The following is an 18,124-nucleotide window of genomic DNA, read 5'->3' on the forward strand; positions in this document are numbered from 1 at the left end:
AAGGTTTTTCGAAAGGCAAAAAGGCGTCGTGCCGGGAAGTCTTTCGGGAGAAGCGCAACTGTTGCGATTCGTCACAAAAGGGGACGGACAGACGCCATATGGTGCATCACTGGTGCGCAAAATCAAGGAAGCGACGCAGGGCGGACGCGTGGAATTGCTTGTGCTCCGTGGCAAAACGCGCCGCAAACGTCCCACGCATTATCTCTGACAAGGCTTACTTGACACAGGCCGTTTTGGCAATCGCCCATACACGGGCCCGGCGGTGGGGTTGAGAACACGAAGGGAGCGGTGTATGACAGGCCGGACCGCAAGCACGCGGTGCGCCAACCGAAAAAACGAGGGGTATATGATGGAATATGTCATCCCGGCCGTCTTGGTCCTTTTGGGGCTGGTGAACCTGAACCTGATCCGCGTCGGTTTGGACGTTGGGGAAGTGCAATCGCGCTTTTTCCGTCTGCGGCGGGACGAGTCCAAGATGGGCTTTTGGTGCGCGATAATCTTTCAGGTTTTTATCAGCGCCCTGTGCTTTGCCGTGGCCCTCGTGCGGGTGATGCACCCCGAGCTGTAGCGCCACGCGCCGCCGTGCCGTACGCGCCGCAGGGCGCGCCATGGCCCGCGCGGGTGTTTGAACACCGAATCTGCGCCGGGGCGCTCCATCGCATCCCCGGCCTGTCGCAAAGGAGAGAATCATGGCCAGAAAAATCGTCATCATCGGAGGCGTGGCCCTTGGTCCCAAGGCCGCCTGCCGTGCCAGACGCCTCGACCCGGAAGCTGAAATTACGCTCATCGACAAGGATACCATCATCTCCTACGGCGGATGCGGCATCCCCTATTACGTCAGCGGCGATATCGCCAATGCCGACGAACTCTTTTCCACCGTCTTCCATGCCGTGCGCGACCCTGAATTCTTCGACATTTACAAGCGGGTGGATGTGAAAACCGCCACCGAGGCCCTGGACATCGACCGCAAGGCCAAGGCCGTGCACGTGCGCGACCTGACCTCCGGCGAGGAGTACGACATCCCGTACGACACGCTGGTGCTGGCCACCGGTTCCACGCCCTTTGTCCCGCCCGTTGAGGGCAAGGACCTGCCCGGCGTGGTGAGCATCGCCAACATGCACAAGGCCATCTTCCTCAAGGACCGCATCGCCAGCGGCTCCATCGACTCCGCCGTCGTGGTGGGCGGTGGCGCCATCGGCCTTGAAATGGCCGAAGCTCTCACCGCCCTGTGGGGCGTGAAGACCACCCTCGTGGAAATGTGCGACCATGTGCTGCCGCAGGCCATGGGCCCGGACCTTGCCGGTCTGCTGACCAACCACATGGTGGAAAATGACGTGGACGTGCAGTGCAATACCTGCGTGAAGCGCATCATTGGCGACGAAAATGGCGTTACCGCCGTGGAAACGGACAAGGGCACCGTGGAGTGCCAGCTGGTCATCTTTGGCGCGGGCGCGCGGCCCAACACCGCCCTTGCCCAGCGCGCCGGTCTGTCCGTGGGGCCGTTTGGCGGTTTGCTGGTGGACGGACGCATGCGGACCTCCGACTCCAACATCTACGCCGGCGGCGACTGCGTGGAAGTGCGCAACCAGATTACCGGTGCCAGCATGCACCTGCCCCTTGGTTCGCTGGCCAACCGTCAGGGCCGTGTTATCGGCACCAATATCGCCGGTGGCAACGAGCGCTTTGACGGCGCGGTGGGCACCTTCTGCCTCAAGGCCTTTGACATTGGCGTGGGCACTGCCGGCCTGACCATGGCGCAGGCCCGCGCCGCAGGGTTCGACCCTGTAGAAGGGCTGGCCGTGCAGGCCGACCGCGCGCATTTCTATCCCGGTCACAAGTGGATGTATATTAAGCTCATCGCGGACCGCAAAACCCGCCACGTTCTGGGCATTGAAGCCCTTGGCGAAGCGGGGGACGCCGTGAAGGCACGTGTGGACGCCGTTGCGGCCCTGCTGCCCCACCGCCCGGACCTTGATGATATCTCCAATCTGGAAGTGGGCTACGCACCGCCCTATGCCTCGGCCATGGATATCGTGAACGCCGCGGCCAACTCCTTGAAGAATATCCTCGACGGCTTTAGCCATCCCATCGAGCCGAGGGAGTTCTTGGAAAGCATCCTGCCCGACGAAAGTAAGCTCGTCCTCGATGTGCGCTCGGCCAAGCAGGGCGCGCCCATGCAGGAAAAGTACGGCAAGCGCTGGCTGAATATCCCGCAGGACGAACTGCCCGCACGCTACGACGAATTGCCCCGCGACAAGGAGCTGTACGTCATCTGCAACACGGGTCTGCGCTCCTACGAGAGTCAGGTCCTGCTGCGGGCCAAGGGCTTTACCAATCTCAAGAACATTCAGGGCGGTTTCCTCTTCGCCCGGATGCTCGACCCGACCATCGTGCCTGACAACGCCTAGCGCGGCGTGATGCAGCAGAGTTGACACCGCCCCTGTCCGGCCAGCCGGACAGGGGCGGTTTTGCGTTTGTGGGAGGGGAAGGTGTGCGCCGGCTACAGCAGTGCCGCCGCCCATGCCACAAGGGGCAGGGCGATGGAGAGGGCACCGCAGAGGCGTGGAAGCGCCGGGTGCGCGGCAAGGCGGACGCCAATCTCGCTACCCGCCAGCAGACCAAGGGGCAACCCGGCCAGAAAGCCAAAGGCATGCGCGCCAAGGTCCGTACGCTCGCCGCCAACGCCAAGCATGGCGAGCAGGGAAAGCCCGGCCACCACCGGGGCGACGGTGCGCCGGAAGCTGACGCCGTGTTCGCGCATGGCGCGGTAGGCGCCAAGGGCGGCCACCACGCCAAAAACGGCGGTGGATGCGCCAACGGAGACGTGATTGAGCAGGTGGGCGGCGGCGTTGAGCAGGTTGCCCAGTGCGCCGCTGAGGAGAAAAATGCTCCACCCAAGGGCAAAGCCGGCCTCGGAGCAGAACAGCACCATAAAGACGCCGCCGATGAGGGCGTTGCCCGCCATGTGTGCGGCGTCGGCGTGTAGGGTGAGGGCGGTGACGGTGCGCCACCATTCGCCAGACATGATGGCAGAAGCATCGGCCGCGCCATGGGTGACCCACGTTTCGGGGTACAGGCCAAGGCTCGGCAGTGGGCGCGAGCACACGGTGTGGAACAGGGCGCCCAGCAGCATGATGAGGGCCGTTTGCCACACCGCGCGGCGCGAGATGGGGCGTGCGGCCTCCGGCGGCGCCTCGGGCGGGTTCTCCTGCGCGAAGTTCAGCACCTCATCCACGGCAAGGTCCATGAAGTCGCTGTGCACGTCGAGCCGCCACCCCTTGCGCAGGGGCGTCAGGCGGTGGGGGATGCCCACCGCGCGCAGGGCAAGGGACCAGTCCTGCGCCATTGCGGCGGTAAGACGCGGCGGGCGCTCCGTCAGCGGCAGGGCATCCATGATGTCCCGCCATAGGGGTGCGCTCATGGATGTGGTGTCGCCATGGGACATATCCGACATGGCTTATGGCTCCTCGCGCCTAATAGCGGCGGATGACGGTGACGTTGCCCTGACGGATCCAGTTCTCAAACTTTTTGCGGAGCACGTTCTTGAGGGCGGCGCGCACCGGGGGGATAAGCAGCAGAATACCGGCACAGTCCGTGGCAAAGCCCGGAGTCAGCAGGACGATGCCCGCCACAAGAATGAGCAGGGCGTCCACAAGCTGACCGGTGGGCGTTACGCCACGCGCCATGTCCTCGCGGATGCGCATAAGGACGGATGTGCCCTGTTGGCGGGCCAGCCATGCTCCGGCAAAGCCGGTAAGCAGCACAATGGCAATGGTGGTTTCCGCGCCGAGAAAGGAGCCAACCTTCATCAGCAGGTAGATTTCTATAAGCGGTATAACGGCAAACGCCGCGAAAAGTCTGAATAACATAGTGGAACGTTCCTTGATGCGTTGCAGGTTCGGGGTGGAGCATGACCCATTTCGCCCGCTTTGAAAAGGGGAACCGAACCCACTGAAAAATATGGCATAGCTTGACGCGTGTCGAGTGACGCTTTAATCCTAAATGCCAAAAAGACGAACATCGCGGCAGCGAGGAGGATACAGACCATGGCACATACGACGCAGGGCGGCGCAGGCGGAACCCGGAGCAAAGGCGCAGAGGTGGGCGCGGCCCACGTTATCGCGCGCATCATCGAGGCGCTGGGCATTGGCACGCAGAGCGCGCTGGCGCGGGAGCTGGGCGTGAGCCGTGGTGCCATCTCCGATGCCAAGTCCAAAAACAAGGTCCCGGCGGAATGGCTGCTGAAGCTGTTCCGCACGCACTCCCTGAATCCTTTTTGGCTGGAGACGGGCCACGGGGCGAAGTTCCTGCGCGAGGATACCGTGCGCCGCACCGTGCGCGACGCCCCCGCGCCGGACCGCGAACCCCAGTATGACTATGTTCCCCTTGTGGCGGCGCGTCTGTCTGGCGGTGGCGGAAGCGCCCAGACCAGCGACCGCGTGGTGGAGTATTACGCCTTTCAGCGTTCGTGGCTGCGCAGTAAGGGGTCTGTGGATGATATGCGCCTGATGCGCGTCACCGGCGAGAGCATGTCCCCCACGCTGGAGGATGAGGACATCGTCCTTGTTGACCTCTCCCAGAATGATATCCGCGTGGGCAAGATTTACGCCGTGCGCATGGACGATGAGATTGTGGTCAAGCGCTTGGAGCGCAAGCCCGGCAAGCTGGTGCTGGTTAGCGACAACAGGCGCTTCTACGAGCCACAGGAAATCCCCCTTGGCGACCAGAGCAACGTGGAGGTGCTGGGCCGCGTGGTGTGGATGTCGCGCGAGATTCGCTAGGGCGTGCGTGCTTCTGCGCCGTGGCGGCGTGAGGCGTTGGGATATGTGATCAATATGGGGTGGTTCCCCAGTCGCAGGAAAGGCGGCCGTTTCCGTAAGGAAGCGGCCGCCTTTTCGTTGCGGAGCAAAAGCGGGGGAGCGGTGTGGGATGGGCACCACGGTGAGCGGTAGGTCCGCTTTGTGGCTACTGCGCCAGCACGTCCTTGCTGGGGGCGCGCAACTGTACGGTGCAGAAGGTGGTGCACAGCATGAAGGCTTCGTCATGCAGTGAGGCCTGCCGCAGCAGCTCAAGCGAAACAGGGGACAGCGGACGGGAGCCGACTTCCATGAAGTCCATCAGCGCCTCAGCCGTGGGAAAGACCTCGGCGGTGCACATGGTGCGCTGGCCGCAGTTGGTAATGTGGAAAACCGATGCCAATACGTATTGGCCGAAGGTCGTCTTGTAGAGGACGGTATCCATCCAGTTTTCCATGAAACCCACGAATTCGCGCTCATCAACCAGAGCGATTTCGGAGCCGTTAAAGACGAGGTCGGGCTGGCCGTTTCGGTGCAAAGTGAATTGTTCCATCATTCTCCCCCCTTGTCGTGAAATCCAGTGCGCTGCATCCGTTTTGTACTGTCAAGTCCATAAAATGGGACTTACTCACAGCATAGAGCAGAATTGCGAAGGAATGTAAAGGGAAAGATGGAAAAAACATTCCAACTTTTTTCCTGAATGCTCCTGAAGCCCTGAAATGCATTGAAATCGCGAAGGAGTAAAATTTCAGGGTATTGCTGGTGTTTGGCTACGGTCGTTTCGGACGAAGGCCATAGAGCTCCGTATATTTGTGTTCCAGATGCGAAATGAGCGCGCTGGCGTCCGGTGCATTCCCAGTGACGTCATGGACAAGCTCGCGCGGGTCGAGGCGCGCGCCCTTGGTGTGGATGGCGGTGCGTAGCCAGCCCAGCAGCGGGCCAAAGTCGCCACGGGCAAACATGGCCTCAAGGTCGCCCAGCTCGCGCCGTGCGGCGTCCATAAACTGGGCGGCGTAAATGTTGCCCAGCGCGTAGGTGGGAAAGTAGCCAAACAGCCCCGCGCCCCAGTGCACGTCCTGCATAACGCCGCTGGCGTAGTCCTTGGGCGTCACGCCAAGCAGGGCGTACATGCCCTCGTTAAAGGCGTCCGGCAGTTCGTGCACGTCCAAACTGCCGCTCATGAGCCGCCGTTCAAGGTCAAAGCGCAGAAAGATATGCATGTTGTAGGTCAGCTCGTCGGCGTCTGTCCGGATGCAGCCGGGATGGACGGCGTTTACCGCGTAGTAGACCTTGTTCAGCAGCGCGGAACGGAAGGACTCAAAGGCGTAGGCGGCAAAGGGCAGGTAGTGCGTCCAAAAGCCGTGGGAGCGGGCCACAAGGTTTTCCCACAGGCGGGATTGGGATTCATGGATGCCAAGGGAGGCGGAGCTGCCGCAGGGCGTACCAAAGTGGTCGCCGGGCAGGCCCTGTTCATACAGCGCGTGGCCGCATTCGTGCACGCAGCCGAAAAAGGCCTCGGCAAAGTCGTTCTCACGGTAGCGTGTGGTCACGCGCACATCGCCGGGGCCGATGCGGGTGCAGAAGGGGTGGGCTGTGGTGTCCATGCGTCCGCCCATAAAGTCGAATCCCATGTCCGTCATAATGTGGCGGGCAAAGCGCTCTTGCTCCTTGGGCGGAAAGTGGCGGGTGACGACTTCCGCACTGCGGGTGCCGCCGCGCTGGGCAATGCGTCCCAGTAGGTCCGCGCTGGCGGATTGCAGGGCGTCAAAAAGTGGCGCGACGGACGCCGCTGTTTCGCCGGGTTCGTATTTGTCCAGCATGGCGTCGTAGGGTTCGCGCTTGTAGCCGACGGCGTCCGCTTCCTCGCGCCGCAGGCGCAAAAGGTGCTCCACGTAGGGCAAAAAGCCTTTCCAATCGTTCTTGGGACGCAGGCGTTCCCATGCGCTTTCGCCCTGCGCCGCCGCGCGGGCTATGGCGACGGCAAGGTCCTCGGGGATGCGGCTTTGGCGCTCGTGCTCGCGTTGCCATATGCGCAGATTGGCGGTGATGTCCGAGTCCGGTCCGGCCTCGCGGGCAAGGCCGAGGCAGGCGTTTATGGCGTCGGCGCGGCGCGGGTCCGTGCGGCGGGTGTGGATGATGCGCGTGAGCGTGGCGATTTGTTCGGCGCGGTGGTGGTGCCCAAGGGGCGGCGCATAGGTGCCTTGGTCCCAACTGAGCAGGGAAACGGTGGTTTCAAGGCGGGCGGTGTCCACGGAATGGGCGCGTAGCCAGTCGTAGGCTTCTCTTGGGGGCATGGGACCTCCTGTAGGGGCGGGGCTTTTGGGGAACAAGTGTACGGTATTGCGCCGCGCGGAGAAAGGAGCGGCGCGCTCCTTGGGGAGAAAAAACGAGCGGCGGCGGCATCGCTTGAAGCGATGCCGCCGCCGAATGGTGTGCCAAGTGGTGTGGTGGCCGGTGCTGCGCCGCCGCGGGCGCGCGTGCAGGGCGCGTGGGCGCGGGGCGTCAGTGGTGCGCCGCGTCCGGGGTGCGGCGCCGGGCCAAAACGCATGGGACGGCCCCGCCCGGGGCGAGGTTGCCCTGTGGCGCCGTGGCGCTGGATGCCCTGCGGGGCGGGGATGGCGGCCTGCATGGCGGCGGTCCTACAGCGAGTGGACAAACAGCCGGATGCCGTCTTCCAGCATCTGGCAGGACATAAGAATAAGGATAAGGCCCATCAGCCGCTCCGCAGCGCGGAGGCCGCGCCGCCCCAGCAGCTTGGTCAGGACGGGGATGAGCAGCATGATGATGGCCGTTGCGGTCCAGGCCACCACAATGGAGGACAGCAAAATGGTGTTGTTGTCCGGCCGGTGGGCATACACCATCACCGCCGCCAGCAGGGACGGGCCGGCGATAAGAGGCACCGCAATGGGCACAAAGAAGGGGTCGTCGTCCATGGCGTCGGCGTTGTCGGCCTCTGCCGGGGGGAAGACCATCTTCATGGAAATGATGAACAAGATGGCGCCACCGGCAATGCGCATGGTGGATTGGCCAATGTCCAGAAGGGCCAGTAATCCTTCGCCAATATACATAAAGACGAGGATGACCAGCAGGGCGAAAAGGCATTCGCGCAGGATGATGCTCCGCTGTCGCGCAGGGGCCTGATTTTTGAGCAGTGAAAGGGAAATGGCTCCGTTGCCCACGGGGTCCATAATCAAAAAGAGTGGAAAGGCAATCTCAAAAATGTGCTTGGCGACAGCGTAAGAATCCAAATTTGTTCCTCCTGGGGTGATATTGCGGTGTTGTCTGCGGTGTGTTGCTTGGTCTTTGGCTCCCGGCCGATGATGATGCATTCCGTATGTTTGTTGGAAAATACGGGATGTGCTACGAGAAAAGTCAAGTTTCCTCTTTTTCGGGATGGCTTTGCCGACTATACTGATGGCAAACTCGAAAATCCCGCCAACACCCGCTACATCGGGAGAGTGCCATGCAACAGGTCGGTGAAGTTGCATCAATCAAAGGCCAAGCCTTTGCCGAGTCGGCAGATGGCGCGCGACCTCTTGAGGTCGGCAGTCCCATATACGCTCAGGACGTTCTTGTCACGTCCTCTGGAGCCAATGTGGAGGTCCGCTTTGCTGACGAAAGCGTGCTGTCGCAAGGCCCGGACGCGCGGCTGACCGTGGACGAGTACGTCTACGAGCCAGACGACCCGTCCGCCTCCGGCATGCTGCTCAACATGGCCAAGGGCACCTTCCGTATGGTGACCGGAAAAATCGTGGAGGACAACCCCGATGGCGTAAGCATGCAGTCGCCCCTTGCCACCATTGGCATCCGCGGTACGGGTGCGGACTTCGTCATTGGCGAGGATGGCAGCGAAAAGTACGGCATCTTCGACTATCACGAGCTGGACCTTGTTATCACCACGGAGCAGGGCACCCGCTTCATCACCGGTGCCAACGAGATAGTGGATGTGTTTGCCGATGGCACCATGGGCGCGCCGCGTCCTTACAGCCCCACAGAGCAGCAGATGCTGCAGAATATGGCACCCATCACCGTTGTGCCGGGCTTGTATCAGGCCCCCGACGCCCCGCAGGATGAGGGCGGCGAAGACGGTGGGGAAGAGGGCGACGCTGAGGGCGAAGGCGAAGGTGAGGGCGAAGGAGAAGGAGAAGGTGAGGGCGAAGGCGAAGGTGAGGGCGAAGGTGAAGGTGAGGGCGAAGGTGAAGGCGAGGGCGAAGGAGAAGGAGACCCCGAGGACGAGCTTGCCGGGGATGAACTGGCCGAGGGCGAAGGCGAAGGGGAGGAGGAACTTCCCGAGGAGGGCCCCGGCGAGGAGGAGCCTGTAGAGGGCGCGGAAGGCGAGGAACAGCCCGGCGATGAGGAGCTTCCTGACGAAGAACTCCTTGCCGATGGCGACGAGCTGGAAGGCGAAGGCCCCGGCGACGAGCCGCCCGGTGAAGGCCCCGAAGGTGCCCCCGAAGGTGCACCAGACGACGCCCCGGACGAGCTGGCGGCCCTAGGCGACGGCGGCCCGGAGGATGACCTCCCCGGCGATGAGCCCGGACTTGATGATGGCCTTGGGGACGGCCTTGGGGACGGACAGGATGATTTCGGTCCTGATGGCGACGCTGGCCCCGTTACCGGCGGCGAGACCGGTTTTGAAACAGGAAGCGGTTTTGACGGCGGCTCCGCCTTCGACGGTGGCACCGATCCCTTTGGCGGGGACGACGCCTTTGCCGGCGAAGGGACCGGACCCGGAACGGGCGTTGGCACCGGTACCGGGACAGGCCCCATCAACACCGGTGGGCAGGACACCAACGATGACCTTGTGGACCTTATTCCCGAACCACCTGCAACGGGCGATGATGACGACGACGATGACGACATCATTCCCATTGCCGATGATGACACCGCCCCCACAGGCGACGACACGCAGGCCTCCGGCGATACGGGCAGCGGCGACACAGGGGGCGACACCTCCTCTGGCGACGATGACGATGATGACTATCCCGTTGACCTCAGCGCGCTGAATCAGGTGAAGGGGACCAGCGGGGCGGACTCCTTGGCCGGCACTTCGGGCGGTGACGCCATGTACGGCGGCGACGGCAACGACACGCTCGACGGCGGCGCTGGCGGCGACGTTATCTTTAGCGGCGCAGGGGATGACGAGGTCCACGGCGGCGACGGACAGGACTTCATTGTCAGCGGTGCGGGCAATGACCTCTACTACGGCGACAGCCCCTACGACAATTTTGACTGGCTGGAATACGACCGCGACAAGGAAGGCGACTACACCAATGGCCGCGGCGGCGACGGCACGGGCGTGTATGTGGAGCTTGGCGACGCCACCGTGCCCGGAACCGGAGAGGGCACGGCCATCGACGAATGGGGCGACACGGATACCATCATTGGCGTTGAAGGCGTGGTAGGCGGCTTTTTCCGCGATACGCTCATCGGCAATTCGTCCGACAACGAACTCGTTGGGCTGGAGGAAAACGACAGCATCAACGGCATGGCTGGGAACGACCTTATCGACGGCGGTGAGGGCGCGGATACCCTTATCGGCGGTACCGGCTCCGAGAGCGGCTTTGATCTCATTTCCGGTGGCAGCGGGGACGATTCCATCCTTGGCGGCAACGAAACCTCAGACCCCGGCGACCCTTCGGCAGGCATTATCGGGTCCATGGTGGAGCAGCAGGGAAGCCTTGTCAGCGGTCTTGGCGGTTCGGTGGGCTTTGGTGAAAACTCCCTCGCGCGGGGCGACAGCGTCTCCGAGTTTGTCGATTTGTCCGACACCTTTATCCACGGCATCGGATTTGGGGGTGAGACCTACACGGGTGTGTACGTGAACACCAACGGCACTATCAGCTTTGGCTCGGCCTTTACGGACACCACCACAACGCCGCTGTCCATTGTGGAAACGCCCATCATCGCCCCATTCTGGGCGCATGTGGATACCAGCGGCGGCGTGGCCACGGGCGCGGACCTCAACAACGGCAATTCCGAAGGCTCCAACCTTGTCTGGTACGACATAGACTCCTCCCACAATATCCTCACCATCACCTGGGACGATGTGGGCTACGCCACAGGGAAGATTGACCACACCAACGCCTTCCAACTGCAGATCATCGACCGCAGCGACCGCAACATGGGCGATTACGACATCGTCATCCGGTACGAGGACATCGGCTGGGTGGACGACACCGACCCCACAGGCGCGGGCACAGGAACCAACCCCGCGCGCCTTGGCTGGGCAGACGGTACGGGCAGCTTTGAGGAGCCGCCGGAATCCGCCGATGCGGAAGACTTGGCAGACCTCGCCATCAGGGAAGGCAACGTGGGCACGGACGGCTTCCAGTACTTCCAGGTGGTCAATGGTGAACTGCGTCAATTTTTCCAGACCAGCGACGGCCTGTACGGCGGTGACGGCAACGACACGATTGATGGTGAAGGCGGCAACGATGAAATAGGCGGCGACCTTGGCAACGATATGCTCATCGGCGGCATGGGCAACGATTATGTCTGGGGTGGTGCGGGGCTGGATACGCTCATCGGCGGCGAAGGCAACGACTCCCTCGGTGGCGAAGACGACGCGGACGTCATGTATGGCGACGATACGCAGGGCATGCTTTCGGGCGCAGATACGCTCTATGGCGGCTATGGCGACGACACCATGTATGGCGGCGGCGGGGCGGACTCGCTGTATGGCGAGGCCGGCGACGACGAGTTGGACGGCGGAGGCGGCGCAGACTCGGTCTCCGGCGGCGACGGGTATGACGACCTCTTCGTCAGCGGCGGCGCGGATACCTTTGACGGCGGCGCTGACGGCGACATGCTGTCCTTCATCAACGGTGCCACAGGCGTGAGCCTGACGCTGTCCACAGGGATGGATACGCTGAATTATGACGGCGACGTCATCACCTACAACGATATCGAAGGCATTGAAGGGTCTCTGTATAACGACACCTTCACCGGCAACAGCGAGGCCAACGAACTCGATGGCGAAACCGGCGATGACTATATGAGCGGCGAGGCCGGAGACGATACCCTTGGCGGCGATGAGGGGGCGGATACCCTCCTTGGCGGTGGCGGCGCAGACATGCTGACCGGCGACGCCGGGGCGGATTCGCTGAATGGCGGCACCGAGAATGACACCATGGACGGCGGCGCGGACAACGACACGCTGGATGGTGGCGACGGCGCGGACCTGATTTCCGGTGGCCTCGGCGATGACCAGCTTATCGTCAGCTACGGCGCGGATACGTTCTCCGGCGGAGACGGCACGGATCTCATTGACTTTGTCAACAGCACCGCGGGGATGAACATCACCCTTGGCACCGGCGGCAGCGGGATGTTCACCTACAGCGGCTCCACCAATATGTATCAGGAGATAGAGGGCTTCATAGGTTCGGCCTATGCCGACTCGCTGAAGGGCAACGATGATGCCAACACCCTGAAGGGCATGGACAACAACGACCAACTCTCTGGCTTTGGCGGGGACGACGACCTGTATGGCGGTCTTGGCGTGGACACCCTGACCGGCGGCAATGGCAATGACACGTTCTACTACGCGGACACCACTGACGGCGGCGACAGCATTGTCGACTTTGACAACACCACCTACGACGACATCTTCGTCTTCGACTCGGCCAATTTCGATTCGTTGGCAGGGTTTGTGGATTCCGCCATTGGCGGCTACGACGGGTCCAATGGCAACCTTAGCACAAGCGATGCCACCTTTGTCTACGATTCCACAAACAACGAGTTGTGGTATGACTCCGACGGCGATACATCGGGGGGGGCTCAACTCATTGCAACCGTATCGGGCGATGCGGTTACGGTCGCTGACATCGACTTCACCACGCCCACATAGCAAGTGAAAACAGCCCAGCCATGCTGCGGCGTGGCTGGGCTGCCGTGTTTGCGCGTGCTGCGCGCTCAGCCAGGAAGGGGAGGGCAGTCCATGTCGGCGAAGCAAAATATCGGCATCCTTGTGGGGGAACCAAGCACCACCGTTGCCAACATCATCGCCAAAATCCTTACGGACAATGGCTACAGCAAGGTGGCGTACTCCACGGACCCCGAGGAAATATTCACCATCCTCAAGGAGCGCGATACAGACATCGCCCTGCTGGATTTTGACATGACCGTGGCCGAGAGGTTCGCCCTGCTGGACCGCATCGCCACGGACCGGGAGCTGTATCACCTGCCCATGATTCTCATGGGGCGCGGCGCGCCTGTCGGCATCATCGACGAGGCCATGCGCCTTGGCGCGCGCGACTACATCAACAAGCCCTTCACCCCCTACCTGCTTATGGTGCGGCTGGAGAAAATCCTCTTCGGTCCGCGAAAGCCCATCCGCCGTCCTATCTTCAAGGACGAAGGCATCGCCGCGCCGGACGCCGTGCACGAGGAGCTGTCACACTCCTCGGACAGCGTGCTGAAGCAAAAGGCGCTGGCCCTCAAGCTGGTGCAGGAAGGGCAAAACCTGTTGGAACTGCGCAAGTACGACAAGGCCATCGCCAAGTTTGCCGCGGCGGCGCGGGTGCACATGCTGTTTCCGGAAGCCTACATTGGCCTTGCCGAGGCCTTTCGCGGACAGGGCAATCTGGAGCGCTGGGGACAGTTCATGGGCAAGGCGGCGGAGACCTATGCGTGGCTGGACAAGGACGACAAGGCCGCAGACATCTACACCCGCGCCCGCAAGGCCGACCCACAAGCCCCCAACCCCTTTAAAACCGTTGCGGACCACATGGCGCAGCAAAAGGACAACCGCGCCCTGACGCGGCTGTACTCGCGTGCTGTGGAGGTGGAACCGCAAAGCGACGCCGCGCGCATAGGCCTTGCCCGCGCGCAGATGGAGAATGGCGACAAGGACGCCGCGGCCAAGACCCTTGCCCCCATCGCCTCGCGCGAGGCCATCCCCTCGGAGTTGCAGGGGCTGGCCCTTGAGGTGCGGCGCACGAATTCCCGCCCGCAAAACTCAACGGGCACCCGTATTGACTTCATCGAGGCGGCAGGCGGCTTTGATGGCCACGAAAAGCGCCGCGCCCGCCGCACCCCCCTTGCCGAGTACGCGGCGCGTTTGCCGCAGAAGGAGCACAACTACCAGATTGTGGACGCCAGTGTCCTTGGCATCAGCTTCAAGCACGGCGGCGAGACCTTCGAGATCGGCGAGAGCGTGACCTTTGACCTTATGTCCCTCAGCGGGGTGAAGGTGAAGAAGGTGGAGGCCGTTGTGCGGCGGATAACGCCGCTGGTGGTGGGGTGCGAACTGAGGGGCATGAGCAAGCGCCAAGTCGAGCAATACACATCAATTGTGCCGCCGGAGTAGCGCCGGGCCGGCAACGAACTCCTCAAGGATGCATTCCCTTCATGGGGGCGCGTGTGGCGACAGGGCGCGCGCTGATTGCTGGCGCTTTCTGATGCGCGGGGCGCGCGCCATGACGAAGCGCCAGTGGTGACCGCTCAGCGCTGTCTACTTGGGCGTCAGCGGCAGGCGGAGAGTGAAGGTTGTCCCTTCGCCTTCCTCGGACGTGAAGCTGATGCTGCCGCCGTGCTTTTCCACTATGACGGAATGGGCGATGTTGAGGCCCTGCCCCGTTCCCTTGCCGACGTCCTTGGTGGTGAAGAAGGGGTCGAATATGCGGCCCTGCACGGACTTTGGAATGCCTGCCCCCGTATCCGATATGCGTATCTCCATGTCGTCGCCGTCGCGCCGGGCGGTGATGGTAATCAGGCCCTTGGTGGAGCCGTCCTTGCCCACTTTGTCCGCAATGGCGTGGGAGGCGTTGATGATCATATTCAGCACCACCTGATTGAACTCGTCCGGCAGGCAGATAAGCGGCGGCAGGTCCGTTGGAACGTCCGTTTCGAGCTCCGCAACGTACTTCCACTCATTGCGCGAGATCGTCACCGTGCTTTCAATGGCGGCCGCTATGTCCACGGGCACCTTCTCCTGCGCGCCGGGATGGGCGAAGTTCTTCATGGACCGGACAATCTTGGAGACGCGCTCCACGCCTTCAATGGTCTGGGTGATGGCGGTGGGCACTTCCTCGCGCAGGTAGTCGAGGTCAATGTCGTCAATCATCTCCGTCACGCGCTGGCGCAGGTCCGCCGTATCCTCTCCGGCGTCCAGCCGGGCAACGAGTTCGCCATACAGGTCGATGAGCGCCGTGTAATCGGTGTAGGCATCGGATAAAAAGCGCGTGTTGTCCCCAACATACTGTGTGGGGGTGTTAATCTCGTGCGCAATGCCCGCCGCCAGCTGGCCGATGGATTCCAGCTTCTGCGCCTGCAGGGATTGGTGCTGCATGACCATCAGGTCCGTGATGTCGTTGCCAAGCAGCAGACAGCCGCGCGTGCCTTCCCCGTCGCTGCGGATGGGGTGCAGGCTCAGGCCAAGGATGCGCTTTACCCCGTCGGCGCGGGTGTAATGGATTTCATCAATGCGTAGGGCTGTGCTGTTGGTTTGGCAGCGGTCCATGGACTGCATGACCACCTCCTGATCCCAGCTGAGGGCAAGGTCGGACAGGTGGCGGCCAATGGCGTCCGCCGCGGGGATGTTGAAGACCTCTGTGGCCTTGGTGTTCCAGTGCCGGATGGCGCCCTTGGAGTCGACGCCAATGAGGATGGACGAGATGGACGAAAGCAGAAGCTCCATCTCTGCATTGGCGGTGAGCAGGTCGCGCTCGGTTTGCTTGAGGGCTGTGATGTCGATGAAGTTATGGACGATGGAGCGCTTGCCGCCGAGCAGGGCCACAACCTCGTTGCCAAGGATGGGGATTTTCGCACCCTGCGCGGTCACGAGAACGCCCTGCCCGGACAGCCCGCGTATGGAACTGCCGTCACTGATGCACAGCGAGCCGGGACCGGGCTGGATAAATTCCGAAAAGTCGCGGCCCACCAGTTCGTTTCGTGGTAGGCCAATAAGGTCCGAGGCCACGGGGTTGGCGTCCACGATGGAGAAGGAGTCAATGTCCGCCACCACAATGCCCGCCTGCAGGCTGTTGAATATTGTGCGCAGCCATTTTTCGCTTTCGCCGAGGCTGCGCTCCACCATGCGCTGGTGGGTGACGTCCATCACCACGCCCACAACACGGCTGGCGCGGCCATATTCGTCCAGCCCAATGGCTTTGGCGTGGATTTCCAAATGAATCCACCGCCCTGCGGCGTGGCGGAACTTGATGGTGGTGGTCAACTGCTGGGTGACGCCCTGAATGAAGTCGGAATATTCCTCCAAAAAACGTGTGCGGTCATCCGGGGCAAAGCGCTCGTTCCACCAGTCCAGCTCTGCCGCCTCGTAGGGCAGGTGGCTGGACTCGTACCCCAGAAGCTGCGGGAGCTTTTGGTCCACAAAGGCGGTTTCGGGGTCCACGGGGATTGTGTGCTCGTAAATGACTGCGCCGCTGGCTTCAAAGGCGAGGGCCATACGTTCGCGCTCAAGGCGCAGGGCCTCTTCCATGTGCTTGCGGGCGGAAATGTCCTGCCCGTGGATGTTCACGTAGCGCTGCTCGGGAACCGGGGCAAAGACAAAGGCGTAGTAGCGGCGCTTGATGGCGATTTCCTTGCGGATGACGGCGTTGTCCGCAAGGCACTGCGCTGTTGGTTCGGCAAGCTCGGTGGGCAGGGTGTACAGACAGCCTTCCGTGCCAAGGGCGTCGCAGGCCGGGCTGTTGCTATAGAGGATGTTGCCGTCGGACGAGACGCGCAGGATGGGGTTCGGGTTCTCGTCGGGGAAGCGGGCAAGGGCGCGGCGCTCGCGCTCGTTTTTGCGCTGGATGGTTACGTCGCGGACCATGAGCAGAATATAGTGCTGTTCGCCGTAGTCGAGGGTGGTGGCGCGCAGTTCGCATTCGAACTCCGTATTGTCGAAGCGGCGGCAGAAGGGCGCGGCAAAGGTGTCCAGCCCCTGCGCAAAGTTGTCCATGACGTTGCGCACGGTCTCCACGTGGTCCGGGTGCAGCAACTCCGTGAGGTGGATGCCCCGCATCGTGTCCTGCGTGGTGTTAAACAGCGTGACGGCGGTCGTGTTGGCCTCCACCACGGTGCCGTGCTCATTGACAATGAGCAGGCCATCGGACACGGACTCGAAAATGATGCGGTATTCCTGCTCGCGCAGTTCCAGTTCCTGCGTGCGCTCTATGACGCGCTGCTCCAGAAGCTGCTGTGAGCGGGCGCTCTCTTCCGCCGCGTCCTGCAGTTTGGCAAGGAAGACGTTGAACAGGCTGGCAAGGGTGCCAAATTCGTCGTTGGAGGTGACCTCCGCCCGGACGGCGTAGTTGCCGTCTGCCCCGCGCTTGAGCAATTGGACCAAGGCATTCATACGGCTCTGCATCCGCGAGGCAAAAAGCGAGGCCAGAATGAGCCCGGCAAGCAGGCCGCCGGCCGTGGCCCCCAGTACGGCAAGCCGCAGGTGGTTGAGCGGCAGGGAAAAGGTGCTGGGCAGTCCGGCCACCATAACCACCCAATCCAGCGTGGGCAGGCGCAGGTGATACATGAGCATGGTGCGCGGCATGGGCAGGGGCGGCGGGGCGAGGTCGACGGTCTGAAAGCCTGTGGGCGTGGACAGGACGGCGTCGATGTAGGGCTTGCCGTTGGCGTCGGTGGCGTTGGCGATGTTGCCCTCCAGCCATGGATGGGCCACCGCCTCGCCGGAGAGGGTGAGCACCGCGCTGAATCCGGATGGCCCTATGCGGTGGGCGAGGGTGCCCTTGCGCAGGTCATCGGTATCTACAAGGTCCAAAAATTCGCGCTTGCTCGCCGTGGCGGAGATAATCCAGTCCCATGGCAGAAAGTGCACCATGAAGAGAATTTTTTCTTGCGGCGGGCCGAGTTTGCTGCCGGGGCGTTCATACTCAAGGAAGCCGCTTTTGCGGCGTATCTGCTCGCGGACAAAAGGGAGGTCGACGCCGGTCAGGTGTCTGGCTTGATCACTGGGGTGGTAGATCAGCTCGCCCTGGCTGTTGATGACATACAGGTAGCCCTGTTTGCCAATGGACACGCCTTGCATGGCGGCGATGGCGCGGCGTTTGGCCTGTTCTTCCGTCAGGGGGCCGCCGTGGGTCTGTTCGTACAATTGCATGGTGATTTGCAGTTCATTGTGGGCCACAATGCGCAGATTGTCTTTTACGGAGGTGGTGGCGACGGTTTCCACCATATTGGCCAGCGAATGGGTGCTGTGCATGAGCACGGAGCGCAGGTGTTCCCCTTCCACTTTACGCAGCGAATACTCCAGCGCGGCGCCGATTCCGGCCAGTGCCAGAAGAAACACTGCGGCAAACGCGGTGAAATATCGAAAGCTGATGCTGGAGCGGAAGGACTCGGACGCCATGGTCATTTCTCCTTGCGCG

At 62.3% G+C, this 18,124-nt stretch carries 11 protein-coding genes; 5 read left to right on the forward strand and 6 right to left on the reverse strand.

The features are described from left to right. Nucleotides 1-346 precede the first annotated feature (346 nt). Both ACYQ2T_RS03815 and ACYQ2T_RS03820 read left to right on the forward strand, forming a co-directional pair. A complete protein-coding gene (locus ACYQ2T_RS03815; RefSeq protein WP_404844153.1) occupies nucleotides 347-568 on the forward strand; it encodes a hypothetical protein in 222 nt (73 codons plus the stop codon). Between the two features lie 121 nt (nucleotides 569-689). Continuing rightward, on the forward strand, nucleotides 690-2,408 hold the full coding sequence (locus tag ACYQ2T_RS03820; protein WP_459898575.1) for an FAD-dependent oxidoreductase: 1,719 nt from the start codon (nucleotides 690-692) through the stop codon (nucleotides 2,406-2,408). Nucleotides 2,409-2,500: 92 nt separating this feature from the next. Here ACYQ2T_RS03820 and ACYQ2T_RS03825 read toward each other — a convergent pair whose 3' ends face one another. Then, a complete protein-coding gene (locus ACYQ2T_RS03825; protein WP_459898577.1) occupies nucleotides 2,501-3,454 on the reverse strand; it encodes a rhomboid family intramembrane serine protease in 954 nt (317 codons plus the stop codon). Between the two features lie 19 nt (nucleotides 3,455-3,473). After that, complete coding sequence (locus ACYQ2T_RS03830; RefSeq protein ID WP_404844156.1) at nucleotides 3,474-3,869, reverse strand: FxsA family protein; 396 nt, start codon at nucleotides 3,867-3,869, stop codon at nucleotides 3,474-3,476. 177 nt (nucleotides 3,870-4,046) lie between these two features. Here ACYQ2T_RS03830 and ACYQ2T_RS03835 point away from each other — a divergent pair, with 177 nt between their 5' ends. Further along, complete coding sequence (locus ACYQ2T_RS03835) at nucleotides 4,047-4,781, forward strand: LexA family transcriptional regulator (protein WP_459898580.1); 735 nt, start codon at nucleotides 4,047-4,049, stop codon at nucleotides 4,779-4,781. 184 nt (nucleotides 4,782-4,965) lie between these two features. Here the strand turns inward: ACYQ2T_RS03835 and ACYQ2T_RS03840 are convergent, their stop codons facing one another. The 3 genes from ACYQ2T_RS03840 to ACYQ2T_RS03850 all read right to left on the reverse strand — a co-directional run bounded on the left by ACYQ2T_RS03840 (nucleotide 4,966) and on the right by ACYQ2T_RS03850 (nucleotide 8,044). After that, the gene (locus ACYQ2T_RS03840) at nucleotides 4,966-5,352 is read right to left on the reverse strand and encodes a hypothetical protein (protein WP_404844158.1); all 387 of its coding nucleotides are present in this window, start codon (nucleotides 5,350-5,352) and stop codon (nucleotides 4,966-4,968) included. Between the two features lie 214 nt (nucleotides 5,353-5,566). Next, entirely contained in the window at nucleotides 5,567-7,090 is a 1,524-nt protein-coding gene (locus ACYQ2T_RS03845; protein ID WP_459898582.1) for a carboxypeptidase M32, read from the reverse strand. A 345-nt stretch (nucleotides 7,091-7,435) separates the two neighbouring features. Further along, nucleotides 7,436-8,044 carry a MarC family protein gene (locus ACYQ2T_RS03850; protein WP_404844160.1) on the reverse strand — a complete coding sequence of 203 codons (609 nt, stop codon included), beginning with the start codon at nucleotides 8,042-8,044 and terminating at the stop codon, nucleotides 7,436-7,438. A 215-nt stretch (nucleotides 8,045-8,259) separates the two neighbouring features. On the opposite strand from ACYQ2T_RS03850, the gene ACYQ2T_RS03855 reads away from it, so the two are divergent. Further along, a complete protein-coding gene (locus ACYQ2T_RS03855) occupies nucleotides 8,260-12,645 on the forward strand; it encodes a nidogen-like domain-containing protein (protein ID WP_459898584.1) in 4,386 nt (1,461 codons plus the stop codon). 90 nt (nucleotides 12,646-12,735) lie between these two features. After that, nucleotides 12,736-14,106: a response regulator gene (locus ACYQ2T_RS03860; RefSeq protein ID WP_459898586.1), complete on the forward strand. Its 1,371-nt coding sequence runs from the start codon at nucleotides 12,736-12,738 to the stop codon at nucleotides 14,104-14,106. A gap of 144 nt (nucleotides 14,107-14,250) precedes the next feature. On the opposite strand, the gene ACYQ2T_RS03865 is transcribed toward ACYQ2T_RS03860, so the two are convergent. Continuing rightward, complete coding sequence (locus tag ACYQ2T_RS03865) at nucleotides 14,251-18,105, reverse strand: PAS domain S-box protein (protein WP_459898587.1); 3,855 nt, start codon at nucleotides 18,103-18,105, stop codon at nucleotides 14,251-14,253. Nucleotides 18,106-18,124 lie beyond the last annotated feature (19 nt).

The sequence above is a fragment of the Desulfobaculum senezii genome (assembly GCF_054657395.1).

What these genes read in the sequence shown, in the direction of transcription:
- ACYQ2T_RS03835 (WP_459898580.1), top strand. Translation starts at nt 4,047, where the DNA reads ATGGCACATACGACGCAGGGCGGCGCAGGCGGAACCCGGAGCAAAGGC.
- ACYQ2T_RS03860 (WP_459898586.1), top strand. Translation starts at nt 12,736, where the DNA reads ATGTCGGCGAAGCAAAATATCGGCATCCTTGTGGGGGAACCAAGCACC.
- ACYQ2T_RS03840 (WP_404844158.1), bottom strand. Translation starts at nt 5,352, where the DNA reads ATGATGGAACAATTCACTTTGCACCGAAACGGCCAGCCCGACCTCGTC.
- ACYQ2T_RS03865 (WP_459898587.1), bottom strand. Translation starts at nt 18,105, where the DNA reads ATGGCGTCCGAGTCCTTCCGCTCCAGCATCAGCTTTCGATATTTCACC.
- ACYQ2T_RS03855 (WP_459898584.1), top strand. Translation starts at nt 8,260, where the DNA reads ATGCAACAGGTCGGTGAAGTTGCATCAATCAAAGGCCAAGCCTTTGCC.
- ACYQ2T_RS03845 (WP_459898582.1), bottom strand. Translation starts at nt 7,090, where the DNA reads ATGCCCCCAAGAGAAGCCTACGACTGGCTACGCGCCCATTCCGTGGAC.
- ACYQ2T_RS03825 (WP_459898577.1), bottom strand. Translation starts at nt 3,454, where the DNA reads ATGTCGGATATGTCCCATGGCGACACCACATCCATGAGCGCACCCCTA.
- ACYQ2T_RS03830 (WP_404844156.1), bottom strand. Translation starts at nt 3,869, where the DNA reads ATGTTATTCAGACTTTTCGCGGCGTTTGCCGTTATACCGCTTATAGAA.
- ACYQ2T_RS03820 (WP_459898575.1), top strand. Translation starts at nt 690, where the DNA reads ATGGCCAGAAAAATCGTCATCATCGGAGGCGTGGCCCTTGGTCCCAAG.
- ACYQ2T_RS03815 (WP_404844153.1), top strand. Translation starts at nt 347, where the DNA reads ATGATGGAATATGTCATCCCGGCCGTCTTGGTCCTTTTGGGGCTGGTG.